18 protein-coding genes and 1 tRNA gene are annotated in these 25,828 nt (G+C 60.5%); 8 read left to right on the forward strand and 11 right to left on the reverse strand.

Translation table 11 applies throughout. The annotated features are described in order from the left end of the window. The first annotated feature begins 18 nt into the window (after positions 1-18). Positions 19-504, forward strand: coding sequence for a peptide-methionine (R)-S-oxide reductase MsrB (gene msrB, locus QB905_RS12440; protein ID WP_282975341.1), 486 nt, complete (start codon positions 19-21; stop codon positions 502-504). Between the two features lie 86 nt (positions 505-590). Continuing rightward, positions 591-1,583, forward strand: coding sequence for a methyl-accepting chemotaxis protein (locus tag QB905_RS12445; protein WP_282975342.1), 993 nt, complete (start codon positions 591-593; stop codon positions 1,581-1,583). A 46-nt stretch (positions 1,584-1,629) separates the two neighbouring features. Here QB905_RS12445 and QB905_RS12450 read toward each other — a convergent pair whose 3' ends face one another. Continuing rightward, entirely contained in the window at positions 1,630-2,487 is an 858-nt protein-coding gene (locus QB905_RS12450; protein ID WP_282975343.1) for an SGNH/GDSL hydrolase family protein, read from the reverse strand. A gap of 212 nt (positions 2,488-2,699) precedes the next feature. Between QB905_RS12450 and QB905_RS12455 the strand changes: the two genes are divergently transcribed. Next, positions 2,700-4,103, forward strand: coding sequence for an esterase-like activity of phytase family protein (locus QB905_RS12455; protein ID WP_282975344.1), 1,404 nt, complete (start codon positions 2,700-2,702; stop codon positions 4,101-4,103). 79 nt (positions 4,104-4,182) lie between these two features. Here the strand turns inward: QB905_RS12455 and QB905_RS12460 are convergent, their stop codons facing one another. After that, positions 4,183-5,631: an aldehyde dehydrogenase family protein gene (locus QB905_RS12460; RefSeq protein ID WP_282975345.1), complete on the reverse strand. Its 1,449-nt coding sequence runs from the start codon at positions 5,629-5,631 to the stop codon at positions 4,183-4,185. Positions 5,632-5,889: 258 nt separating this feature from the next. Between QB905_RS12460 and QB905_RS12465 the strand changes: the two genes are divergently transcribed. From QB905_RS12465 to gltB, 4 genes are all read left to right on the forward strand, one after another. Then, positions 5,890-7,050 carry a DegT/DnrJ/EryC1/StrS family aminotransferase gene (locus tag QB905_RS12465; RefSeq protein ID WP_282975346.1) on the forward strand — a complete coding sequence of 387 codons (1,161 nt, stop codon included), beginning with the start codon at positions 5,890-5,892 and terminating at the stop codon, positions 7,048-7,050. A gap of 343 nt (positions 7,051-7,393) precedes the next feature. Continuing rightward, entirely contained in the window at positions 7,394-8,668 is a 1,275-nt protein-coding gene (locus tag QB905_RS12470) for an ammonium transporter (protein ID WP_282975347.1), read from the forward strand. Between the two features lie 337 nt (positions 8,669-9,005). Next, positions 9,006-10,472: an NAD(P)-dependent oxidoreductase gene (locus tag QB905_RS12475; RefSeq protein WP_282975348.1), complete on the forward strand. Its 1,467-nt coding sequence runs from the start codon at positions 9,006-9,008 to the stop codon at positions 10,470-10,472. Between the two features lie 2 nt (positions 10,473-10,474). Continuing rightward, positions 10,475-14,989, forward strand: a complete 4,515-nt coding sequence (gltB, locus tag QB905_RS12480; protein WP_282975349.1) for a glutamate synthase large subunit — start codon at positions 10,475-10,477, stop codon at positions 14,987-14,989. Between the two features lie 67 nt (positions 14,990-15,056). On the opposite strand, the gene QB905_RS12485 is transcribed toward gltB, so the two are convergent. The 6 genes from QB905_RS12485 to QB905_RS12510 all read right to left on the reverse strand — a co-directional run bounded on the left by QB905_RS12485 (position 15,057) and on the right by QB905_RS12510 (position 21,791). Further along, a complete protein-coding gene (locus QB905_RS12485) occupies positions 15,057-16,700 on the reverse strand; it encodes a response regulator (protein ID WP_282975350.1) in 1,644 nt (547 codons plus the stop codon). A 53-nt stretch (positions 16,701-16,753) separates the two neighbouring features. Continuing rightward, entirely contained in the window at positions 16,754-17,188 is a 435-nt protein-coding gene (locus QB905_RS12490; RefSeq protein WP_282975351.1) for a response regulator, read from the reverse strand. Further along, positions 17,185-19,035, reverse strand: coding sequence for a sensor histidine kinase (locus tag QB905_RS12495; RefSeq protein WP_282975352.1), 1,851 nt, complete (start codon positions 19,033-19,035; stop codon positions 17,185-17,187). Before QB905_RS12495 ends, QB905_RS12490 begins: the two co-directional genes overlap by 4 nt. 428 nt (positions 19,036-19,463) lie before the next feature. Then, entirely contained in the window at positions 19,464-19,781 is a 318-nt protein-coding gene (locus QB905_RS12500; RefSeq protein ID WP_282975353.1) for an ElaB/YgaM/YqjD family protein, read from the reverse strand. Between the two features lie 203 nt (positions 19,782-19,984). Beyond that, positions 19,985-20,992: a Gfo/Idh/MocA family protein gene (locus tag QB905_RS12505; protein WP_282975354.1), complete on the reverse strand. Its 1,008-nt coding sequence runs from the start codon at positions 20,990-20,992 to the stop codon at positions 19,985-19,987. Positions 20,993-21,005: 13 nt separating this feature from the next. Next, positions 21,006-21,791: a DUF72 domain-containing protein gene (locus QB905_RS12510; protein ID WP_282975355.1), complete on the reverse strand. Its 786-nt coding sequence runs from the start codon at positions 21,789-21,791 to the stop codon at positions 21,006-21,008. Positions 21,792-21,857: 66 nt separating this feature from the next. Here QB905_RS12510 and dinB point away from each other — a divergent pair, with 66 nt between their 5' ends. Then, positions 21,858-22,946: a DNA polymerase IV gene (gene dinB / locus QB905_RS12515; RefSeq protein WP_282975356.1), complete on the forward strand. Its 1,089-nt coding sequence runs from the start codon at positions 21,858-21,860 to the stop codon at positions 22,944-22,946. A 133-nt stretch (positions 22,947-23,079) separates the two neighbouring features. Here the strand turns inward: dinB and QB905_RS12520 are convergent. The 3 genes from QB905_RS12520 to QB905_RS12530 all read right to left on the reverse strand — a co-directional run bounded on the left by QB905_RS12520 (position 23,080) and on the right by QB905_RS12530 (position 25,819). Further along, positions 23,080-23,155, reverse strand: a tRNA-Thr gene (locus QB905_RS12520). A gap of 97 nt (positions 23,156-23,252) precedes the next feature. Continuing rightward, the gene (locus tag QB905_RS12525; protein WP_282975357.1) at positions 23,253-24,821 is read right to left on the reverse strand and encodes a heme biosynthesis protein HemY; all 1,569 of its coding nucleotides are present in this window, start codon (positions 24,819-24,821) and stop codon (positions 23,253-23,255) included. Then, the gene (locus QB905_RS12530; protein WP_282975358.1) at positions 24,818-25,819 is read right to left on the reverse strand and encodes a COG4223 family protein; all 1,002 of its coding nucleotides are present in this window, start codon (positions 25,817-25,819) and stop codon (positions 24,818-24,820) included. Before QB905_RS12530 ends, QB905_RS12525 begins: the two co-directional genes overlap by 4 nt. Positions 25,820-25,828: the final 9 nt, after the last annotated feature.

The following is a 25,828-nucleotide window of genomic DNA, read 5'->3' on the forward strand; positions in this document are numbered from 1 at the left end:
TTATGAAAGGCGTTCATCATGTCACCTGTCTCCGCCAGAAAATCGGCCCTCGGTTTCGATCTGACCCCGCCCACTTCCGACGAGATTCAGCAACTCGCGGCCCGTCTCGATCCTGAGGCGCGCCGTATCCTGCTCGATCACGGCACTGAGCCGCCATTTTGCGGGGCCTTCGATGAATATGAGGAGGAGGGCACCTATACCTGCAATCTGTGCGCCCTGCCTTTGTTTTCGTCGCGCGCCAAGTTCCATTCCGGTTCAGGCTGGCCCAGCTTTTATGAAAGCCTCAACAAAGAACACGTTCGCTATATCCGCGATACGTCGCATGGCATGGTGCGCACTGAGATCCGTTGCGGGCGCTGTGATTCGCACCTTGGCCATGTCTTCGAGGACGGGCCAAGGCCGACGGGACTGCGCTATTGCATGAATTCCGTCGCTATGGATTTCGTGCCGGATGGTGAGAATCTGCCCGATCCGCTGAACCGCGACGATCCTGAGCATCTTTAGTGTTTATTAAGGACGATCAGGCTACCTTTTGGAGAACAAAGATATAAATAATAACCAAATAAAACCTGGGGTTGATCTTGCTGTCCATGCTCAAAAAACGTCCTGTCGCCGCCATCGAAACGACGAGCTTCACGGACGAAGCCGCCGCCCTTTCCTCGGCTCAGATCATCGCGGCCCTGTCGGCCCTTGAGACGGGTGCCGACCTGCCCGATCTCAGCGCCCTGACTGAGGGCGTGGCCCAGGGCTTACGCGCCGTTCATGCGCGCCAGTCGGCTCAGGCCGAAGCGTTGCGCAAGCAGGCTCAGGCGCGCTCATTGCAGGCCAGCGAGGTCAGGAGCGCCACTCATCATATTACCGGCGAAGTGCGCACCACGCGCGAACACGCCCAGAGCATGGCGGCGGGCATTGAAGAACTGACGGCCTCGATTGAGCAGATCGCCGCCACGGCCAGCCATGTCGCCAGTGCGATGGACGAGGCCAATTCGGCCATGCGGCAGGGCGCGCAGGCGTCGCGCGTGGCCGGTGACGCCTCGCGCAGCATCGGTGAGGCCTTTGATGTCATGACCGGTTCGACGAAGCAACTGACCGAAACCTCGACGCAGATTTCGACCTTTGTTTCGGCCATCGACGCTTTGGCGCAGCAAACCAACCTGCTGGCGCTCAACGCCACCATCGAATCGGCGCGGGCCGGTGAAGCCGGGCGCGGCTTCTCGGTCGTGGCGTCGGAAGTGAAGGCCCTGTCGGGCCAGACCCGCAAGGTCACCGATGACATCCGCGCCCATATCGAGCGGCTGGAAAGCCACGTCAAGGCCCTGACCGACAGCGTCAGCAGCGTGGCCGAGCGCGTGCAGGATTCGATTGCCAATACCGAAAACGCCTGCGTTCATATCGAATCGATTGAAAGCATCGTGGCCGATAATGCGCAGAATATGGGCATGATCGCCGGGGTCATCAATCAGCAGACCGAAGCCGTGCAGGAACTGGCGCAGGGCATTACCGCCACCGCCGAGCATTCCGCCGCTGCGGTGGGCCATGCCGATACGATTGTGGCGCATCTCGATAAGATGATGGTCGGTTAGAACGAAAGGTCTGATAGAACATTCGTTCTAACCATTGCGCAAAGCTTTAATCCGCGTTGAGATAGGGAATAACGTCCGGTTCGGTCTGGGCCAGCAGATTGGCGACCATGCGGCCATAAAAGGTCGCGCCCGTCGTCTGGTTCATGTGGGTATAGTCGAACTTCTGGGGTTCATGACCGCTCATTTGCGAGGCGTCGGTGAAGACCGCCGGCACGGATGTGCCGGTGGCTTCGGTTTTCAGCACATTTTCGGGAATCGGCTGGCCCGCCAGATAATGGTTGGCGGCCACATTGCCCATCGCCTGCACCGCGCGCTGGCTCTCGCCGAACAGGTCGATCAGCGGCAGGTGATGCTCGATGGCGACATTCTGCATCGAGGCAGCAAACGGCGCGATACGGTCGGGCAGCAGCCTATTGTCCACGAAATCGCGCATCGAGATCGGCGTTACCAGCACAAAGGTGGCCCCGGTGCTTTGGGCGTCTTTCGCATAGCCCCACAGATTGGCCGGATATTCCCACAAAACATCGGTGTGGCGTTCCGGCTTGGGCGAGCCGTCATTATGGCCGAACTGCATCAGCACATAGGTTTTGGCAAACGGCACGCCCTGATCATTGGTCGTCTTTTTCAGCGCGGTCATCACATCCTGATCCCAGATGCCATCGACGCGGTAGCTTTTCGTGCTGCGCCCGCCGCGCCCTTCATTGAGGCAGGTCACCTGCGGGCCAAACTGGCGGCAGAAGGCGTCGCCATAGCCGCTCTTATGCGCCATCGTCGAATCACCGACCAGCACGATGCGGATGGGTGGCAGGGCCTGACTGGGCGCGGCTTGGGCCTGAGCCGCGCCGGTGGTGGCGAATAGGGACAGAGAGCCAATAATGGCCAGATGACGGAGCGTGGCAAACATGGCGCGAAAAACCTCCTGCTTGGATGAAGGCGGCATAAAAGCGCCTAATGGTGGCGCAATCAAGCGAATATGATCAAAAAAAATCACTATCAAGCAATTTGGCGACTGAGGCTGACTAAAAGCGGCTGGGTTGTAAAGGCTGCCGAATGTCACGCAAGTGTCACGCACAGACGCCATAGAAGGGACAGTCCAACCCTCTTGCGGAGATCGTGATGAGCTTGCGTTCACATCTGTTATGCGCCGTCGCCGCCCTCAGTTTTATGGCGGCGGGTTCAACACAGGCAGAGCCAGCCCTGATCGCCACACTGAGGATTCCCGCCGATGCGGCCGACAAGGCCGACATGCCCGAAGCCCTTCTGGAAAACGGCGTCTCCAATCATCTGCTAGGTGGCCTGGGTTCCGGCCTGGCCTATGCCGGGGGCGATCACTTCGTCGCCCTGCCGGATCGCGGCCCGAACGCCAATGTCTATAACCCCATCGTTGATAATACGGTGAGCTATGTGGCACGCTTTCATACGCTGAGCCTGCGTCTGACCGCCAATCCGGCGGCGGGGCAGGCGGCGCAATTGCCGTATCGGGTCGATGCCAGTCTGGACAAGACAACCCTGTTGTTTGCCCCGACCCCGCTTGTTTACGGCGATGGCGTGGCGGCGCATATCCGCGACGGCAGGCCTGACATCAATACGGGGTCAAAATATTATTTCACCGGTCGCTCGGATGGTTTTTCGGCGGACGAATCTTCACTGGCGGCAGATCAGGCGCGCCTTGATCCCGAAGGCGTGCGCGTTTCCCCCGATGGCGCCAGCCTCTATATATCGGATGAATACGGCCCGCACCTGTATCAGTTTGATGCCAGAACCGGTGAGCGACTGAAGAGCTTTGCCATACCGGCAAAATTTGGCGTGGCGGTTCAGGGCGCCAGTGAAGATGTCGAACTGGCGGCCAATCGCTCAGGCCGGGCCTCCAATAAGGGTATGGAGGGGCTGGCTATAACACCGGATGGCAAGTTTCTGCTGGGTGCGATGCAGGCACCGCTGTTACAGGATGGTGGGGCATCCGGCACCTGTATTCGCCTGATCCGCTTTGATATAGCCACGGGCAGGACGCAGGAATTTGCTTATGAACTGACGCAGGTCGGCAAGCCGGGAAAGCCGAAACTGTCCGATCTCAATGAGATTCTGGCCGTCAATGACCACCAGTTTCTGGTGCTGGAGCGCGATGGCAAGGGCCTGGGAAATGAATCGAAGGCCGCGTTCAAGCGCCTTTATCTGATTGACCTGGCGTCGGCGCAGGATGTCAGCGATGTCGAGGGGGCGGCAGCCCTGGCACAGAAAGCCGTTAAAAAGACGCTCTTTCTGGATATGGTCAGCACACTGACGAAGGCGGGCATCAAGGCGTCCCACATACCGGCCAAGCTGGAGGGAGCGAGTTTCGGGCAGGATGTCACGCTGGCGGGAAAGACGCGGCATACCTTGTGGCTGTCATCGGATAATGACTTTCTGGCGAGCGTGCCGGATAAGGATGGCAAGATGCGGCCCAATCCCAATCGTCTGTACGTCTATGGTTTTACCGATCAGGACCTGCCCGGTTATCAGGCTGAGATGTTCACGAAATAGGCTTTACGGCGAAGCATAAAAAAAAGCGGCGCACCCGCGAAGGTGCGCCGTTTTCATGTTGGATCAAAAATGACCTGTCTTACGGCTGGATATAGGCCGTCTTGACGATGGTGTAGAATTCCTTGGCATAGGCGCCCTGTTCGCGCGGGCCGAAGGAGGAGGCTTTGCGACCGCCGAACGGCACATGGTAATCAACGCCCGCCGTCGGCAGGTTGACCATGACCATGCCCGACTGGATGCGGCGTTTGAAGATTTCGGCCGATTTCAGCGAGGTGGTGCAGATGCCCGCCGACAGACCCATTTCGGTGTCATTGGCCACCGTGATCGCTTCTTCGAGATCCTTGACGCGGATGATCGAGGCCACAGGCCCGAAGACCTCTTCCTTATTGATCGCCATGTCGGGCGTGGTGTTGTCGATCAGGGTGGGGGCGTAATAATAGCCGGGCGTGCCAAAGGTCAGGTCTTCGCCGCCCGCCACGATGGCGGCACCTTCGGCCTTGGCCTTGGCCACGGCGTCGCGCGCGATGTCGAGCTGTTCCTGCGAAGCAATGGGGCCCATCTGAACGCCATCGGCACGCGAATCGCCGACCTTGATGGCCTTGGTGGCCTTGGTCAGTTCGGCAACGAACTTGTCGGCAATGCCTTGCGTCACGATGATGCGCGACGAAGCCGTGCAGCGGTGGCCGGTCGAGAAGAAGGACGAGTTCAGCACCGAATTGACGGCGATGGTGAGGTCGGCGTCATCGAGCACGACGACGGGGTTCTTGCCGCCCATTTCGCACTGGACGCGCTTGCCCTTGGCCACGGCCTGATCGCGGACGCGCGTGCCGGTCGGTACCGAGCCGGTGAACGAGATGGCGTCGCAGCCGTCGATCATCAGCGGGCCAGCCACCGAGCCGCGCGCAAACACGACGTTCAGCACGCCCTTGGGCAGGCCCGCGCGGTGCAGGATGTCGGCCAGGGCCCAGGCGCAGCCGGGGGTCAGTTCGGCGGGCTTTAAGACCACCGTGTTACCAAAGGCGATGGCCGGGGCCATTTTCCACGCCGGGATGGCGATGGGGAAGTTCCACGGGCAGATCAGGCCGACCACGCCCACCGGTTCGCGGGTGATTTCCACCTTGACGCCGGGACGCACAGAATCGAGCACTTCGCCGTGGGCGCGCAGGGCCTCACCGGCGAAGAATTTGAAGATATGACCGGCGCGGGTCACTTCGCCAATGCCTTCGGGCAGGGTCTTGCCTTCTTCGCGCGACAAAAGCGCGCCCAGCTCGGCCTTGCGGGCCAGGATTTCCGTACCGGCATTGTCGAGCACGTCGAAGCGCTGTTGCGGCGTCGAATATTGCCAGGTTTCAAACGCGGTGCGGGCGGCCTTGATGGCGGCATCGACCTCGGCCTCACCGGCGGTCGAATAGACGCCGATCACGTCATTGGTGTCGGACGGGTTGATGTCGTTAAAGGTCTTGCCCGTAACGACCCATTCGCCATTGATCAGGTTTCCGAATACATTGGGTGTGCTGGTGTCGGCCATGAGCGTGCTCCTCGATTTGTGGCGGTTTCTGTTAAGGCTGACCGGCTCTATAGGCCATCATGGTAGCGTTAACAACAGGGATGTTGACCGTGTCTATATAGTCAGCCGCGCCGCCTTTGTCACGGTGCGCGGGTCAGGTTTTATTGTATTTACTGAAACTTTGGGAAATGCCTTTTGAGGTGTCATTTCCTTCCAGCCTGATAAAGCGCATCCTGCGCCCGGCATATTGCCGTCGGCACCAGTATGAGGATTTCGAGCATGGCCATTCCGTTCATCGATCTGGGTACGCAGCGCGCGCGCATCGGCGCGAAGATCGAAAGCGCGGTGGTGAATGTGCTTAATCACGGCGCCTATATTATGGGGCCTGAGGTCAAGACCTTCGAGGCCAATCTGGCGGCCTTCGCCGGGGCGAAGCACGCGCTTTCTTGCGCCAATGGCACGGACGCTATCGAACTGGTGCTGCTGGGCTTAGGGATAGGCAAGGGCGATGCCGTTTTCGTGCCGTCCTTTACCTTTGTCGCTACGGCCGAAGTGGTGCCGATGACGGGTGCCGAGCCGGTCTTTGTCGATATTCAGCCTGATACCTATAATATCGATCCGCTCAAGCTCGACGAAGCGATTGAAGCGGTCAAGGCCGAGGGGCGGCTCAAACCTGCCGCCATTATCGCCGTTGATCTGTTCGGCCAGCCCGCCGATTATCCGGCCCTGTCGGTCATTGCCAAAAAGCACGGCCTGCATCTGATCTCGGACGCGGCGCAAGGGTTCGGCGGCACGATTGATGGCCGTCAGTCGCTCGAATGGTGCGTGGCCACGGCCACCAGCTTCTATCCGGCCAAGCCGCTCGGTTGCTATGGCGATGGCGGCGCGGTGGTGACCAATGACGACGCCCTGATGGAGCGCCTGATCTCGTTCCGCGTCCACGGTGGGGCCACGCCGACCGATGCGGCGACCATGAACTATGCTCACGAGGCCAAGTACCTCAATGTGCGTATCGGCATGAATTCGCGCCTCGACACGATTCAGGCGGCGGTGCTGATCGAGAAGCTGGCCATTTTTGGTGAGGAAATCGACCTGCGGCAAAAGGTGGCGGCGCGTTATAACCGGCTTTTGGAAGGCCATGTCATAAGCGTGCCCTTCGTGCGCGACGGCTATGTCTCGACCTGGGCGCAATATACGATTGAACACGCGGACCGTGATGGCTTGCAGGCGCATTTGCGCGACGCGGGCGTGCCGTCGGCGGTCTATTATCCGATCCCGCTGCACCGCCAGCCCGGCTATGCCGCCTTCACCGCCGGGCCGCGCGATCTGGGCGTGTCCGACGCCAAGGCGAAAACCGTGATTAGCCTGCCGTTCAGCCCCTATCTGTCGGAGGCGACGCAGGATGAAATCGTCACGGCGGTGCTCAGTTATAAGGCCTAGTATAAGGCCCGGCTGGCCTCACGCCTTATTTCCATATGTTTCGGAATTGTGAGCATGTTTGGGAGGGTTTGCCGAAACCCCTTGACCTTGCGGATAAATTTGACTTTAAAAGCGCGATCTATCCTGTTATGCACACAAATCCGTCACATTTCGCGGCTGCACACGGAGCTTCAAGGCTCCGCGCTGTGTCGTGCTGTGGCATATTTTTCGATGGCTAGAGCGGTCTGCATTCTGATTGAATCGGTCAAAGGCATGCAACCCGCTCTACATTTTACGTTTTTCCGCATCTCGCATTCAATTTGTAAGTCAAATTAAATGCTCGTTGCTCTAGGGGTTACACGACTTGACCACCGCAAATGCACTTTCGGCCGCGCCGCACCTGCTGGCGCATCAGGTTCCGCTGGTACTTAATTCGGGCGACACGGCCTGGATGCTGGCCTCGACCGGGCTTGTCCTGTTCATGACCCTGCCGGGCGTGGCGCTGTTTTATGGCGGCATGGTGCGCAAGAAGAACCTGCTGGCCACGATGGCGCAGTCGGTGGCGGTGACGGTGATTGCCAGCATTATCTGGGTTCTGCTCGGCTACAGCCTGACCTTTGGCGTCGGTGCTACGCCCGCCATCAATAATGTTATCGGTTCGTTCGATGTGTTCGGCCTGCATGGCGTTGGCCTTAACACGGCCTATTCGGCGGCCCCGCAACTGCCCGAATATCTGTGGATCGCCTATCAGATGACGTTTGCGATCATCACCCCGGCCCTGATCGCCGGTTCGATCGTCGAGCGCATGAAGTTTTCGGCCTTTTGCCTGTTCATCGCCCTGTGGAGCATCTTCGTCTATGCGCCGGTGGCGCACTGGGTATGGGGCGGCGGTTTCCTGGCTCAGATGGGCGTGCTCGATTTCGCCGGTGGCGCTGTGGTACACGTCAATTCCGGTGTGGCGGGCCTTGTCGCCTGTCTGGTCATCGGCAAGCGCAAGGGCTTTGGCCGCGACAATATGGCGCCGCATAATCTCGGCTACACCATGATCGGCGCCTCGATGCTGCTGGTCGGCTGGCTGGGGTTCAACGCCGGCTCGGAATGGAAGGCCGACAGCCTGGCCGCCGTGGCGGCGCTCAACACCATCGTGGCCACCATGACGGGCGCTATCGGCTGGATCGTGCCGGAATGGTTCGAGCGTAAGCAGCCGACCCTGCTCGGCATGGTGTCGGGCATGATTGCGGGCCTTGTGGCCATCACGCCTGCGGCAGGCTTTGTCGGGCCGGGGGCCGCCCTGCTGATCGGGCTGATCACTGGCCCGATCTGCTATTTCGCCTCGACCTATGTGAAGAATTTGTTCAAATACGACGACTCGCTCGATGCCTTCGGCGTTCATGCGGTGGGCGGTTTCACCGGCGCGCTGTTGACGGCGGTGTTTGCCGACACAGCCATCAATCCGGCGGGTGCCGGGGCCAGCGTGCTCAAACAGTTGCTGGGTCTGATCGCGGTGATCGCCTGGAGTGCTACAGTCAGCTTCATCATCCTGATGGTCTGCAAATACACAACAGGCCTTCGCGTCACAGATGAGCAGGAGATCGAGGGCCTCGATCAATCGCAACACGGGGAGACGCTGCACGGATAATCTGCTAAACGTTTAAGGCTGATTATATCCCTCCCCCTCGCGATTGAACTGAGGCCCGGCTGACAGGACGAAGGTTCTGGAAAGCCGCTTCAGGATCAGCCGAGGGGGTTCGTGCGTTATATGGCCCCACTATATAGTATCTCGTGGTACTATATCGGCATCTGTGTCATATAGCAGCGGAAAATATGACATGTTTGCCCGGAATGCGGGATTAACACTTTTCTTTGCGGCACTTTTGCGCTTTTAGCAGAGGGTTGCGAAGGCGCGGGGCCGGACGTTCCGGTCGCTACCAGTCGCTAAACGCCGGTTTCACGCTGGCAGGTTAAAGGCAAAGCTTATGGATACGAACCGTTTCGTCATTGAGGTCAAGAAGACTCCTGAGAAGTCGGATGCGAAAACACGCACCGGCAATTTCAATGAGATCTATGCTGACTTCAAGCCGACACAGGCCTCGCATCAGGCTTCGCGCTGTGCCCAGTGCGGCGTGCCCTTCTGCCAGCATGGCTGCCCGTTGCAGAACAATATCCCCGACTGGCTGCGCCTGACCGCCGAAGGCCGTCCGCAGGAGGCATGGGAGCTGTCATCGGCCACCTCGACCCTGCCGGAAATCTGCGGTCGCATCTGCCCGCAGGATCGTCTGTGCGAAGGTTCGTGCGTGCTGGAGCAATCGGGCTGGGAAAATGTCACCATCGGTTCGGTGGAGCGCTATCTCGGCGACATGGCCTTTGAAAAGGGCTGGATCGAACCGATCACGCCGGAAACCGAACGCGCCCAGTCGGTGGGCATTATCGGGGCGGGCCCCGGCGGTATCGCCGCTGCCGACCGTCTGCGCACGCTCGGCTACAAGGTCACCATCTATGACCGCTATGACCGCCCCGGCGGCCTGCTGGTCTATGGCATCCCGTCGTTCAAGCTGGAAAAGCATGTCGTGGCGCGCCGCACCGACCGTCTGGCCGCATCGGGCGTGGACTATGTGCTGAACTGCGACATCGGCACGGATGTGTCATTCGAAGAGGTGCGCGAGAAGCACGACGCCATCCTGATCGCCACCGGCGTTTACAAGGGACGCAGCCTGTCCGTGCCGGGTTGCGGCTCGAAGGGGGTTGTGGCCGCGCTCGATTATCTCACCATGTCGAACCGCGTCGGCTTCGGCTATGAGGTCAACCCCGAAGCCGAGGCGCATCTCGACGCCAGGGGCAAGTCGGTTGTGGTCATCGGCGGCGGCGACACGGCGATGGACTGCGTGCGCACGGCCATCCGCCAGGGTGCGAAGTCTGTATCGTGCGTCTATCGCCGCGACCGTGCCAATATGCCGGGTTCCGACCGCGAAGTGTCGAATGCCGAGGACGAGGGCGTGCATTTCGAATGGCTGTCGGCCCCCAAGGCGGTGCTGGGCGACGCCGATCATGTCACCGGCCTGCGCATCCAGCGCATGCGTCTCACCACGCCGGACGCGCAGGGCCGTCAGGCCGTCGAGGACATACACGGTGCCGAAGCCGACCTGCCCGCCGATCTGATCATCGAAGCGCTGGGCTTTGAGCCGGAAAACCTGCCGGTGATGTTTAATGAACCTAAGCTCGAAGTGTCGCGCTGGGGCACATTGCAGGTTCAGGCTGGCGAGTTCCAGACGATGGTGCCGGGCGTTTTCGCCGCCGGTGACATTGTGCGTGGCGCTTCGCTGGTCGTCTGGGCCGTGCGCGAAGGCCAGGACGCCGCCGCCGAAATTCACCACTATTTGCAAACCGAGCTTCTGTCTGCCGCGAACGGCAATGACGAAGCCCTCCAATTGGGGGCCGCGGAATAATCATGACCCATTTTGATTCGTTTAAGCATTATCAAGACCAGCGCCAGCGCCTGATCGATGGCCACGCCTATGACCCGGAATCGGAAATCTCGGCCTGCGGCGTCGGCGTCGTCTGTTCGATCGACGGTTCGCAACGCCGCGATGTGGTCGATCTGGCCGTCAAGGCGCTGAAGGCCCTGTTCCACCGTGGCGCGGTCGATGCCGATGGCAAGTCGGGCGATGGCGCGGGCATTATGATCAATGTGCCGCAGGCCTTCTTCCGCAAGCAGGTCGAAAATATCGGCCATAAGCCGCGCCCCGGCCCGATCCTCGTCGGTCAGGTCTTTCTGCCGCGCACCGATCTGGGCGGTCAGGAAACGGCGCGAACCATCGTTGAGTCCGAGATCCTGCGTTCGGGTTTCTACCTCTATGGCTGGCGTCAGCCGCCGGTCGATGTGGCGCAACTGGGCGAACGCGCCCTGGCCACGCGCCCGGAAATCGAGCAGATCATGCTGGCCGCCCCGGAAGGTCTGGACGGCGAGGCGCTGGAACGCGCCATGTTCCTGTGCCGCCGCCGCATCGAAAAGCGCGTCGATGAAGCCAATCTGTCCGACTTCTACCTCTGCTCCTTCTCGGCCAAGACCCTGATCTATAAGGGTATGTTCCGCGCCGAGCTGGTCGATGACTTCTATCTTGACCTGAAAGACCCGGAATTTGCATCGTCGGTGGCTATCTTCCACCAGCGTTTCTCGACCAACACCTTCCCTGAATGGCGTCTGGCCCAGCCCTTCCGTATGCTGGCCCATAATGGCGAGATCAACACGCTGCGCGGCAATATCAACTGGATGAAGTCGCACGAAATCCGCATGGCCGCCGCCACCTTCGGCGATCAGGCCGCCGATGTGAAGCCGGTGATCCAGCCGCGCGGTTCCGATTCCGCCGCGCTCGACAATGTGTTTGAGCTTCTGGTGCGCGCCGGCCGTTCGGCCCCGATGGCCAAGGCCCTGCTGATCCCCGAAGCCACGGCCAAGGACGCCAATGTCTCCGACGCCAATAAGGCGCTCTATGCCTATTGCAATTCGGTGATGGAACCGTGGGACGGCCCCGCCGCCGTCTGCGCCACCGATGGCCGCTGGGTGATTGCGGGCAAGGATCGCAATGGTCTGCGGCCTTTGCGCGTCAGCGAAACGCGCGATGGTCTGCTGATCGTCGGTTCCGAAGCGGGCATGACCGGCGTGGCCGAGGAACGCATCGCGCGCCGCATCCATATTGCGCCGGGCCGCATGATCGCCGTCGATCTGGAAGCGGGCAAGCTGTTCTCGGAAGACGAGATCATCGACGCCCTGGCCCAGAAGCACGATTACAAGGGCTGGCTCGAAAACATGATCGAGCTGGAGCCGCTGATCGCCTCGGGCCCTGAGCCGCGCAACCTGACCGGCGAAGACCTGCTGCGTCGTCAGGTGGCGGCGGGCTTTACGCTCGAAGACCTCGATTCGGTGCTCGACGCCATGATCAAGGACGGCAAGGAAGCCATTGGCTCGATGGGCGATGATACGCCCATGGCCGTTTTGTCGAATGAATGGCGGCCTCTGGCCCACTATTTCCGTCAGAACTTCGCCCAGGTCACCAACCCGCCGATCGATCCTCTGCGTGAAGAGCAGGGTATGAGCCTTCGTACGCGCTTCAAGAATCTCGGCAATATCCTGGCCGAGGATGAGGCCCAGACCGATGTGTTCGTGCTGGAAAGCCCGTTCCTGACCACGCTGATGTATGAGCGCATGGTGAAGTTCGACTCGGCGGGCAAGGTCGAGGTGCTCGATGCGACGTTCGATGTGCCTGCCGAAGGTGCGCTGTCCGGCGAGGGGCTGAAGGCCGCGCTCGAAGGTCTGCGCGATCAGGCGGTCGCCGCCGTCAAGGCCGGGGCGTCGATGATCGTCCTGACCGATGAGGCGATCTCGGCAAGCCGCATCGGCGTGCCGATGATACTGGCCGCCGCCGCCGTTCATTCGCGGCTGGTGAGCGCGGGCCTGCGCTCGTTCGTCTCGATCATCGTGCGCTCATCCGAAGCGATGGACCCGCATACGTTTGCGGTTCTGGTGGGCGTCGGCGCCACGGCGATCAATCCCTATCTGTCGCTGGAACTGATGCAGGATCGTCTGGCCGGTGGCCGCTATCCGGGCCTTGATGAGCACAAGGCCTTCCTCAACTACAAGAAGGCCATCGAAGCCGGTCTGATGAAGATTCTGGCCAAGAAGGGCATTTCGGTCATATCGTCGTATCGCGGCGGCTATGAATTCGAAGCGCTGGGCCTGTCGCGTGCACTGGTGGCCGAATATTTCCCCGGCGTGACCTCGCGCATTTCCGGCATCGGCCTGTCGGGTATCGAGCAGAAGCTGAAAGTCCTGCACGGTCAGGCTTTTGCGGCGAAGCGTCCGGTGGCGCAGATCGGCGGCTTCTACAAGATGCGCGCCGCCGGTGAGACGCACTATTACCAGCCGCGCCTGATTCACCTGCTGCAAGACGCCACCACGCGCCGCGACTATGAAACCTTCAAGACCTATTCCGGTCTGATCGCCAAGATGTCGAAGACGCACCCCACCAGCCCGCGCGATCTGCTGGCCTGGCATAGTTCTGAGCCCGCCATTTCGGTGGATGAGGTCGAGTCGGTCAATGAGATCCGCAAGCGCTTCGTCACGCCCGGCATGTCGCTGGGGGCGCTTTCGCCCGAAGCGCACGAGACGCTGAACATCGCCATGAACCGCATCGGCGCGCGCTCGGTTTCGGGCGAAGGCGGCGAGGATCCTGAGCGTTATCAGCGCCGACCGAACGGCGATAACCCCAATTCGGCGATCAAGCAGATTGCGTCGGGCCGTTTCGGCGTCACGGCGGAATATCTGAACCAGTGCCGCGAAATCGAAATCAAGGTCGCGCAAGGCGCCAAGCCCGGCGAGGGCGGGCAATTGCCCGGCTTCAAGGTGACCGAGTTCATCGCCCGTATGCGTCACTCGACGCCGGGCGTGGGCCTGATCTCGCCGCCGCCGCACCACGACATCTATTCGATCGAAGACCTGGCCCAGCTCATCTATGACCTGAAGCAGATCAATCCGCGCGCCCGCGTCACCGTCAAGCTGGTGTCGCAATCGGGGATTGGCGCGGTGGCGGCGGGTGTCGCCAAGGCCAAGGCCGATGCGATTCTCGTGGCCGGTAATGTCGGCGGCACGGGGGCTTCGCCGCTCAGTTCGGTCAAGTTCGCCGGCCTGCCGTTTGAACTGGGCCTGTCGGAAGCCCATCAGGTGCTGACGCTCAACAATCTGCGTGGCCAGATCCGTCTGCGCGCCGATGGCGGTATGCGCACCGGCCGCGACATCGTGATCGCCGCCATGCTGGGGGCTGACGAGTTCGGTATCGGCACGGCGTCGCTGGTGGCGATGGGCTGCCTGATGGTGCGCCAGTGCCAGTCCAACACCTGCCCGGTCGGGGTGTGTGTGCAGGACGAACGCCTGCGCGCCAAATTCACCGGCACGCCCGACAAGGTGATCAACCTGTTCACTTTTGTGGCCGAAGAGGTGCGCGAAATCCTGGCCAGCCTTGGCCTGCGCACGCTCGGCGAAGCGGTGGGCCGTACCGACCTGCTGCAACAGGTGTCGCGTGGCGGCATCCATCTCGACGATCTCGATCTCAACCCGCTTCTGGTGCGCGTCGATCTCGATCCCAAGGCAACGGTGACTGCGCCCGACCAGATCAATGAAGTGGCCGAAACGCTCGACGCCAAGATCGTTCAGGACGCCGCCTTCCTGCTCGACCGTGGCGAAAAGATGCAACTGACCTATGATGTGCGCAACACCATGCGCGCCGTCGGCACGCGCACCTCGTCGGCCATTGTCAACACCTATGGCAACACGCTGGCCGAAGGTCACCTGACGCTGGAACTGTCCGGTTCGGCGGGCCAGTCTCTGGGCGCTTTTGCCGTCAATGGCCTGACGATCAATCTGATCGGCGAAGCTAATGACTATGTCGGCAAGGGGCTGTCCGGCGCGATCATTGTGGTGCGCCCCAAGGCGTGGCACGAAAATCAGGCGCTGGCGGGCAATACCATCCTGTATGGCGCGACCTCAGGCCAGCTCTATATCGCGGGCACGGTGGGCGAACGCTTTGCGGTGCGCAATTCCGGTGCCACCACGGTGGTGGAAGGTGTCGGCGCGCATGCTTGCGAATATATGACGGGCGGCGAGGTGGTTATTCTCGGTCGCACCGGCTCGAACTTCGGCGCGGGCATGACCGGCGGCGTGGCGTGGATCTATGATCCGGCGGGCGCCCTGCCGTCGCATATCAACCCGGACAGCATCACCCTGCGTCCGGTGCCGGACGCCAATGCCGTTCGCCTCAAGGCGCTGATCCGTCAGCATCTGGAGCGCACCCTGTCGCCGCGCGCCCAGGCCATTCTCGATGACTGGGACAATGCCCTGAAGGCATTTGTCGAGGTGATGCCGAATGAAATCCTGGCCATACAGCAAAAGCTGGAAGCCAAAAGAGCCTAAGGACGGGTGCTCTCAAAAAAAAAGCGGCTCCTTACGGGGCCGCTTTTTTTTATGATGTGGTCAACGGTCAGCGCGTCTGGGCCAGTTTCTGCGCCAGAATATCGGGCAGGACGGGCTTGGAAATATAGTCGTCCATGCCCGCGGCCAGACAGCGTTCGCGGTCACCGGCCAGGGCGTGGGCGGTGACGCCGATAATGACATTACGCGGCCCGCCATTTTCCAGATCGCGGATGCAGCCGGTCGTTTCCAGTCCGTCCATGCCGTGCATCTGCACATCCATCAGTATGGCATGATAGGGATGCGCGGCTTGGGTGATCAGCTTCAGCGCTTCGGAGCCGTTCGCGGCGGAATCGGTGGCGTAGCCCAGTTCTTCGAGCATCAGCGACAGCACCATGATGTTGGGCTCATAATCCTCGACGATCAAAACGCGCGGCGGTTCGCCATTCGCCGCCGCCACGGGGCGATAGTCGGGCTTCGGTGCCGCGTCGGGTTCGCTGGGCGATGTCAGGGGCAGGCTGAGTGACAGGCGGAACGAAGACCCTTCCATCGCCTGACTGCGCACGGAAATATCGCCGCCCATCAGTTGCGCCAATGAGCGCGCGATCGACAGGCCAAGCCCTGAACCACCAAAACGCCGGGTGATGGTTTCGTCGGCCTGGGTGAATTTGTCGAAAATGATATTGAGCTTGTCTTCGGGTATGCCGATGCCGGAATCATGCACCACAATATCAAGTTCGCAATCCTCACCCTGACAGGTGGCCTGGGCTTCGATGGCGATCTCGCCGGAATCGGTGAATTTGAGGGCATTCGACACGAGGTTCATCAGCACCTGTTGCAGGCGCGACCGGTCGCCCAGCAGCATCATGCCCTCGGTCTTGTCATCGATGCGCAAGCTGAGGCCCTTGCGTTCGATGTCCTGAGCGAACATGACGCGAATATCTTCCAGTACCGCTGTCACCTGAAAAGGTATGGCTTCCAGCTCGATATGATCGTCCTCGATGCGGCTGATGTCGAGCAGGTCATTGATCAGTTTGAGCAGCAGGTCGGCATTGGTGCGCAGGGTTTCGACGATTTTTTTCTGATCGCCGTCCAGCTTGGAGCGCGACAGGATCGAGGCCAGCCCCGTCACCACATTCATCGGTGTGCGGATTTCATGGCTCATTGTGGCCAGAAAGCGGCTCTTGGCCTGGCTGGCGGCTTCGGCGCGTTCCTTGGCCAGCTTCAGCTCGATGCTTTGCTGGGCATTTTCGCGTAAGAGTCTTTCCTTGGTGAAGGCGGCCACCATGATGGCGGGCAAAAGGTCGAGATAGGTCTGGTTGATGTCCTTGACCGCATAATCGGCCGCGCCTTTTTGCAGGGCCGCCAGGGCGATGCGCTCATCGCCACCGACGGTCAGGATGACGGCGGGCGGGGCCAGCGGCAGTTCGTCCATACGGTCGAGCAGTTCCAGCCCGTTCATGCCCGGCAGATTGTAATCGACCAGCACCAGATCATAGTTGTTGTCATGCAGCAGCTCCAGTCCCTTCTCGGCGGTGCCTGCCAGATCGACCTTGAGCCCGATCCGCTCCATGCGCTTTTGCAGCAGACGCGCCAGCGCCGCGTCGTCCTCGACATAGAGGATGTTGCGCATACCGGTGTGAAGGCCCGTTTGGAGGCCAGAATTGGGGTCGGCATGGGGAGATGCGCTGGGCAGAAGATCAGACTCCGTCATCGCAGAACCGTTGCTTTCAGGGGATACAGGCGGCATGACTTCTCGGAACTCTTTCAGCTTTTATCACGAAAATGGGGTACGCGCACCGTAGTCAGGCTCAGGCCCAGCTTGCGGATGGCTTCGGCGAAATCGTTATGATGAACGGGTTTGGTCATGAAACCGTTGCAGCCCAGCGCATAGCAGCGGTCGATGTCGCTCGGATGGTCGGTGGTGGTCAGCACGATGACCGGCACATCGGCGCTGGCCGGATCGCTTTTCAGACGGCGCAGGATTTCAAAGCCGTCAATATCAGGCAGGTTGAGATCGAGCACCACGACACTGTGGCTGTGGGCGGACGCCGCGCCGGCCAGAAAATAATCGAGCGCCTCGGCACCGTTTTTCAGGCGTACCAGCGGATTGAGCACGCCGACCCGTTGCAGATTGCGCCCGATCAGGCGTGCATGGCCTTCGTCATCCTCGACCAGAACCAGGGTGAAGGGTGTTTTCATGCCTCCACCGCCTCACGCGCCGGTTCGCTTGCCTCTTCATCGCTTGCGAGCGGTTTCTTCGGCAGGCTGACATAGAAGGTGGTGCCGACATCGAGCGCCGAATCGAACCAGATCGAACCCGCCATCTTGCGCAAGGACGCTTTGACATAGGCCATGCCGATGCCCAGCCCACGCACATCACCGACATTGCGGGCGCGCCGGAATATATTGAACACCCGCTCTGTATCGGCCGGATCAATGCCGCGGCCGTTGTCACGCAACGAAAAAATATAGTCGCGGCTCGTCTCATGGCACGAGACTTCAATCACACCTCGACGTTCGGGGTTGAGATATTTCACCGCATTGTCGAGCAGGTTGGAGAAGATCTGTTCGAGCGCCACCGCATCGGTGCGCAACAGGGGCATGTCGCCGATCTTTACCTCCACGCTCTTGGCCGAGATTTCATAACTTTGCGCGCCCAGACATTTTTCAAAGATGGCGCGCGAATCGACCGCCTCTTCCCGATAGCCGAACTTGCCGATGCGCGACAGGTCGAGAATGGCCGTGGTCAGGGTATCCATGCGATCGATAGCATTGCCGATAAAGCCGAGACTTTCGGGAATATCGTGCTTGAGCAGGGTTTCGAGCTGGGCCCAACTGCGCGCGGCGATTTTTTTCTGCTGCGGCTCCAGCAGCGCGCGTACCTCATCGAGCGCGATGTGCAGTTCGTGCGAAAAGCCTTTCAGATTGACCAGCGGCGAGCGCATATCGTGCGAGGTGATATAGGTAAAGGCCTCCATATCGGCATTGAGCTGGCGCAGTTCTTCTTCGCGGTTTTTCTGTTCGGTAATGTCGGTATGGGTGCCGATCAGGGTGCGAATCTGGCCGAAACGGTCCCACGCGCCGACGCCGCGCGCCATGATCCAGCGCCAGGTGCCGTCCTTGTGGCGCAGGCGGAAAATATTGACGTAATCGGCCGTCTTGCGGGTGACATACTGGTGGCGCACGCGGAAATAGGACTCGACATCGTCGGGGTGGATCATCGGCGTGATGACATTGATGTCTTCGTCGAGTTCATCCTCGTCATAGCCGAGCATGGCCTTGAGTTCTTTCGACATATACATGGTTTCATTGACGAAATTGACCTCGTAAACCCCGTCATTAATGCCGTTCATCACCGTGCGGAAACGCAGTTCGCCGCGCTGGTTTTCGTCCTCGATGGCCTCGTTCTCATCCTCCAGACGGATGATGATGATCGTGCCACCCAGCAGAATGCCGATGCCCAGCACAGTGCCAATCACCAGGGTATAGATCAGGTCGTTTTTCTGAGTCTTGACCAGTTCGATGCGCGCCCTCAGTCCGGTCAGCCGGTTGGCGATAGAGGTCTCGACGATATGGCGAAGCTCGTCCATCGCCGCCTTTTCCTTGTTCATCTCGGTCGGGCTGATTGTGCCACGCCCCTGACTGCGTACATGGCTGATCTGGGTTTCGAGCAGGTTTTGAATCGTATCAATGCGGTCATGCCAGGCATTGGTTTCGGCAAACGAATTATCTTCGTAATAGGTGGCGTTACGTAAGGACAAAACCTCGGCCTGCAAGCGGTTTGCGGCGCTTTCAAAAGGCGTGAGGAAACTTTTATCGCCTGTCAGCACAAAGCCGCGCGCACCGGTTTCCATATCGACCACATCCATCAGGATGATCTTGCTCTGGCGAATGTTCTCGTACTGGTAGCGCGTATATTCGTTAAGGTTCTGAACAACCTTATACTGGTTGTAAATGATCAGGCTGAAGACGCAGAGCGCAATCGAAATCAAGCTGAAAAATGCCAGATAGACGTGCTTGACGCTCAATCCCCAGGGCATTCTCATCGATCAAACCAATTCCGCCCAAACTTAAGCTTTACGACTATTCGAATATACCGAGCGCGCGCCTGATGGAACCGGTTTTGATCGTTTGCCCAACAGGCAGCGCCCTGTTACGACATAAACTAACCTATGAGCCATAATGGAACAATAAGCGCTGACGTATCTGGTGTAAGGAAAATATAAGGCGCGCCACGACGACAGCGCAATATCCCGATGGCGCAGTCGTCCGGGGGCGGGACGCCTGTGCATTCGGGATATTGTCTCGCGGGCCGACGGGGGAGGCGGCGGCGAAGGCCGGGTATGGGTTAGAGCGGTTTGCATTCTGATTTAATCGGTGAAAGGAATGCAATCCGCTCTATATTTTACGTTTTTCCGCACCTCGCATTCAATTTGTAAGCCAAATTAAACGCTCGTTTTAAACGCTCGTTGCTCTAGCGGCGCGTGAAAATGGCACCCAGCGCAAAACCGATACCGAGGGCGATCAGGGTGGAGCGCACCGGATTGGTCTTGATTTCGGACTCGACATTATGGCTGACGCGATTGGTCGTGTTGCGCGTCTTGTCGTACATGCCGCGCACCTTCTGTCCGGCTTCGTTGGCATATTCGCTGACATGATCCAGCATTTCGTGGCGCTTTTCATCCACCGCGTCGATGGCATCGTCCAGTACGTCACGGGCGCTGTGGCGGACATCGTTTTCAGCCAGTTTGCGGGTCACATTGGCTGCGGCCTTGGTGGCGGAGGATAACATGGGTAAAGTCTCCTTTGAGACGCCGGAAATGAGAAGGAAGGGAGTTCACGTTCACGAGAATCTGCCAGAACCCTTGGGCTAGGGGGGGCGGTGAAGGGCGGCGGACAAATCCGCGTGAACGTGATAAGTCAGTGTGTTCCAGACGCCTTAAGGAAGCCATGCGGTGCGATGCTGCGGCGCATAAAAAGCCTGTAAAGAGAAAATTACGCCCCTATGGATTCCCATTTTCCGCTGGTTTCCGAAGCGAACAGGGCGTCGAGGCAGCGCATATTGGCGCGTGCATCTTCAAGACCATAGGGCAGGGGTATCCGCCCGCTTACGGCGTCGGCAAAGGCTTCGCCCATCAACTGATACTGATCAGCGGCAGGCAATGTGTAGGTGACCGCCTCGCCGCCATCGAGCGTCGCGCCATCGTCGATCATCACGCGACTGGGCGTCGTGACCGGCTGATTGAACGGAATCGGCAGGTTGAGACGCGCCTTGTTGCCGAACACATTGATCGTCTGGCTGCGACCGGCCTCGGTTGATACCGTAAACGACAATTGCCGTCCCTGACCGAAATCGAGCAGACCCGACGCCACCACATCGGTGCCGAAGGAATCGCTGCGCTTAATCAGCGACAGGGCGCGCTGAGGCTCGGCTTCAAAGAAATAGCGCCCGGCCACGATACAGTAACAGCCGATGTCCATCAGCCCGCCGCCGCCCCATTCCACCCTGTTGCGGATATTGTCAGGATCGAGATTCTCGTAGGAAAAATAGCTCTGCATCATGCGCGGGCTGCCGATGGCACCCTCGCGGATCAGGTCGCGCGCCCTTATCCATTGCAGGGAATGGCGCACCATGAAGGCTTCCATGATGTGCACCCTGTCCTGATAAGGGGCCAGTTGATCGATCTCGTCGGCGTTCAGCGCCATCGGCTTTTCACACAGGACATGCTTGCCGGCGCGGGCGGCGGCCAGTGTCATCGGCACATGCAGGTGGTTGGGCAGGGGATTATAAACGACCTCTATCTCCGGGTCGGCCAGCAGGTCTTCGTAAGAGCCATAGGCCTGTTCGAGGCCAAGTTGCGCCACGGCGGCCCCGGCGGATTCCAGGCTGCGCGAGGCGATGCCCCTGACGCGGATGCGGTCGCTTTTCAGGAAGGCCGGAATGACCTTATTAAGGCCGATTTTGGCGGTTGACAGGACACCGAAGACAACAGGCTGGCTCATTTCAGACTTTCGATCAGGATGTTTTTTCAATCAGGCTTTGCGCGGCGGCGGGATTGGCGACCTTATGGCCGCTGATAACAAAGGCGAAGACATCGCGCGGCGCCACCTTGCGTTCGGACGTAATACAAGCCAGTTCGCCGGGGATTTCGCCCGCCGCCAGAGATGTCAGCCGCCTGGCCCATGTGTCAAGCGCGCTGTCGCTATAGCCTGCCTTGTGGTCTTCGCCTGTGCCCTGCAAACGCAGATAGGCGAAATCAGCGGTCTGGTCGGCGATCTGTGGAAATTCGCAGTCCGCCGCGGTGATCACCGCCACCTTGTAGCGCTTGGCCAGGGCGATGAAGGCCGGATCCTGAAAGCTTTCATGGCGCACCTCGACGGCATGGCGCAAAGCCACGCCTTCGATGGAGGCGGGCAGAAGTTTGAGGAAATTCTCGAAATCCTCAGGCTCGAACTTTTTCGTCGCCATGAATTGCCAGTTGATCGGCCCCAGCCTGTCTTTCAGCTCGATCAGGCCGCTGTTGAGGAAACGCTCGACCGAGTCTTGCGATTCGGCCAGATTGCGTCGGTTGGTGGCGTAACGGATGCCCTTGAGGGCAAAGACAAAACCATCGGGCGTCTCGTCGCGCCATTTGCGGAATACATCCGGCTTTTGCGCACCATAATAGGTGCCGTTGATCTCGATGCCGGTCAGTTGCGAGGCGGCATATTCAAGTTCGCGCTTTTGCGGCAGGTCAGCGGGATAAAACGTGCCGCGCCACGGTTCATAAATCCAGCCGCCGATACCGATATGGATCGCCATGCCTCTCTCCTGCTGCTCTCAATTTTTCATGTTCACATTATGTTCCGGATATGGCAGAGTCAAGTCATGGATTCGTCCGAAGATATAAACCCGCCGCCGCGCAAGATCATCCATGTCGATATGGATGCGTTTTTTGCGTCTGTAGAGCAGCGCGACCATCCCGAATTGCGCGGCAAGCCGGTGGCGGTGGGTGGTTCAGGTACGCGCGGCGTGGTGGCGGCGGCGTCGTATGAGGCGCGCGCGTACGGTGTCTATTCGGCCATGCCCGGCGTCACCGCCAGACGCAAATGCCCGGAACTGATCTTCGTGCCGGGACGTTTTGACGCTTATCGGGCTGTTTCGCGGCAGATTCGTGATATTTTTGAAGACTATACGCCTCTGGTTGAGCCTTTGTCGCTCGATGAAGCCTATCTCGATGTCACCGAAAACCACAAGGGCATGACCTCGGCCACCGACATCGCCAAAGAGATCCGGGCGCGCATTTTCGAAGCCACACACCTGACCGCCTCGGCCGGGGTTTCCTACAACAAATTCCTCGCCAAGATCGCGTCTGACCAGAACAAGCCCAATGGTTTATGCGTGATTCGTCCCGATCAGGGGGCCGCCTTCGTGGCCAGCCTGCCGGTCAGGAAGTTTCACGGCGTTGGCCCGGCCACGGCGGCGAAGATGCAGGCGCTGGGCATCGAAACCGGCGCCGATCTGCGCGGGCGCGATCTGGCGTTTCTGGTGCGCCATTTCGGTGTTTCGGGCAGGCACTATTACAATATCGCGCGTGGCGTCGATCACCGCGCTGTGCGCCCCGACCGTGAGCGCAAATCGATCGGCGCCGAAAACACCTTCTCCAGCGATATTTCGGCCTTTGCACCGGCCTGGACGGAGCTGGAACCGCTGGTCGATAAGGTTTGGCGACATGTGGAAAAGCATGAGGTGAAGGCGCGTACCGTCACGCTCAAGGTCAGGTTCGCCGATTTCCAGACTGTGACGCGCTCGCGCACCGGCAGCGTCATTACCGGAAAATCCGAGATGATCGCGGCGGTCAATGCCCTGCTGCTGAACGTGTTTCCGGTCAGCAAGGGTATTCGCCTTTTGGGCGTCAGCCTGTCTAATCTCCATACGCCGGAGGCGGAAAAGCCGCAGCTCAGTTTAGGGTTTTAGAGTCCTATGCCAAAAAGAGCCATTGGCGGTTTGCAAAGCCCTCCACATGCAAGCGTCAAAATCACCTGAATGCAGACGAACGATGGCGAACACGAGCGACAAGAATGTTCGCGGATTTTGGCGAACAAGGTGATGGTGCCGCCTAGGTGACTCGAACACCTGACCCTCGCATTACGAATGCGATGCTCTACCGGCTGAGCTAAGGCGGCCCGGAACGTCCGGGGTGAAGGGCCCCGCAGACTGGCGCGTTTCATTACACAGGTCAGGCCGTCTTGCCAAGGCCCTGATTGCGCTATTTTCGAGCCTTTAGGTCTTCGACTTTCCCGCTTTCAGGTCTTGCGGCGCGGCCTTGCGCCGGGAGGCACGCGCGGGCCGGGCCTTGATGTCAGGCTCGCCATCGAGATCCTGGCCGGAAAGGGCGGCATCGAAGGCACCGGGATCGTCGGGCAGGGGCACGCCGCCGCCACGCGCCGCCGAGCTGCGCCCAGCCGCCTTGATGAAGGGCATGGAAGGCATGTAACGCGAAGCGATGTCGGGCATTTCGGGCAGGCCCTTTTCGCCGCGTTCAAAACGTGGGTGAGCCAGTGCGGCGGTTTCGGCAAAGGTCAGGATCAGGCGGCTCCAGTCGGAGGCACCATAGGCGAAGGCGCGGCCTTCGGCATCCATATCAGACCAGTCGGGTTCGCCCTTGCTGAGGGTGGCGGCGGCCAGCCAGGTGCGGGCGGCGTCCATATCGCCCTGTCCTTGCGCGCCGCGTGCCATCAGCCCGCCGAGGCGGCGCGTCAGGCGGTCATCAGCCGCTTCGGGAGCGAGGTCGGTCATGGCGGCGCTCATATCGGGTTTGCTTCCGGTCAGAAGCGCGCGTTCGAGATGCAGGATCAGGCTTTCGCGGTGCTTCGGGTTACGGTCGATCAAACCTTGCAGGCGGCGGGCACGCTCGCGCGGCGTCTCATCGGATACCAGATCGCGGTAGGCCAGCCAGATAGCCGGGTGCGGCTGGGCGCTCCACGCGGCTTCGAGCACATCTTCGGCGCGGCCCAGGCGATTGGCCTTGAGCAGCAGGCGCGCCGCGATCACCGGCCCCGGTGTGAATTGCGGTTGCAGCTTGGCGGCGCGCACGGCGTAATCGAGCGCCTGATCGATGTCTTCGCCATCGGCCTCCATGCGCGCCGCCGAAGCGGCCATCAGCGCGGCTTTGGCGCGTTCGCAATAGATGGGTGAGATCAGCTTGCGGTTCAGCGCACCATCCAGCAGGCTCAACGCCTCGCGCCAGTCGCCGGCTTCGAGACGGGCCTCGAACAGGGCCCTGAAGGCCCACATGGTCGGGCGCGGCTGGCTATAGGCCTCGGTGGCCAGACGTAAGGCTTCGGCCTTGTCGCCATCGCGCTGCGCCAGTTCCATCAGGCCTTTCAGCCCGGCCAGTTTCAGGTCAGGCAGGCTGAGCATGGCGCTGTAGGCGGCGCGCGTGGCGGTGGCGTCGCCCGATTCCTGCGCGGCCAGTGCGCCTAAGATTCGCACCAGAACCGTATTGTCGCACAGATCGATGGCCTTGATCGCCAGACGGCGCGCCTCCTTGCCATCGCCCGAAGCCAGGGCCATGAAGCCGCGCGTGATCGCCTCATCGCCCTGCTTGCGCCGCGCCACGGCCCGCGCCTTTTCGGCGCGTTGCGGCGAACGCGACAGCCACAGGGCGACATTCCAGAAGATAACGGCGCACAGGGCCAGAAAGCCGATCAGGATCAATACCGCCGCCGCCGAAGTATCGATGCGGTAGTGCATCCAGTTGAGGCTGGCCTGTCCGGCATCGTGCGTGCCCGCCATCGCCAGCACGACCAGAATAAGAATGCCGAGCAGAATAAGCAGCGAACGGATCACAGCACACCTCCGTTGGCGGGCGCGTTATTGCCGGTATTGAGCTGGTTCAGACGATTCATGGCCGTTTCGCTGATCTGGCGCGTCGTGTCATCGACCAGCAGGCGCGCCTGAGCGGCATCGAGCCAGGGCTTCATCGCATCATGGGCGGCGGGCGGCAGGGCGCTCAGGTAACCGAGCGCGCCGCGCAGATCGCCGAGATTGAGGCGGTTTTCGGCACGCGCCAGAATGGCCTCCGTGCCCTGACCGCTGATATTGTCGGTGCGGCGCACCGAGATGAAGGCCCCCAGCAGGTTACGTACATGGTCGAAAAAGCTGTTCTTGCCGCTGGCGGCCCTGGCGGCGATATTGGCCTTGGCGGCGGCGGCCGGAAAACGCACAGCCAGGGTGACGGCGCTCGATACGCCCTTTTCGGCATAGGGACGTAAGGTCGCGGCGAGGGCGGGATTATCGAGGCTCGGCTCGGCGGCGGAAAGCTCCGGCAGGAAGGGCGCGCCCTCGGCCGCGGCCAGTTGCAGGGTGCGCGCCGCATAGGCCGCACCCGTGGCCTGGGTCAGGGCGCGCTGATCGGCTTCCAGCCGGTCCATGCGCGCCGAAAGCTGGGCCAGTGAGCTGCTGTCAGGCGTATAATAGGGGGGCGAAAGCGTGGTGGCACCAACGGGAGCCTGCGCCTGCGAAGCCTGACCGGGCGGAAGCGGATTCGGTTGCGCGGTCTGGTTTTGCAGGGTGGCGATCCGGGCCTGCAAGGCGGCGATTTCGGCGTCCTTGCTGGCCTCGGTGGCGTGGGACTGGCTGGCCACGGCGGAATCAGGCGTGCGCGGATGGGTCATTTTCCAGCCGAGCGCTCCCAGCAGGATGATGAAGCACAGGGCCAGAATCCCGGCAAACAGCAGAAAAACGCGCGTCACCTTGGCGGCCTCGGCGCGGGCCTCCTCGTCCGACATGTCGTTCGGATCAGTGAGGGGGGCGTCGTTCGGGATGGAGGCCAGTGGATCGCTCATGGCAGCACG

This window comes from Asticcacaulis sp. EMRT-3, from assembly GCF_030027245.1.
In the GTDB taxonomy this organism is placed as follows: Bacteria; Pseudomonadota; Alphaproteobacteria; order Caulobacterales; family Caulobacteraceae; genus Asticcacaulis.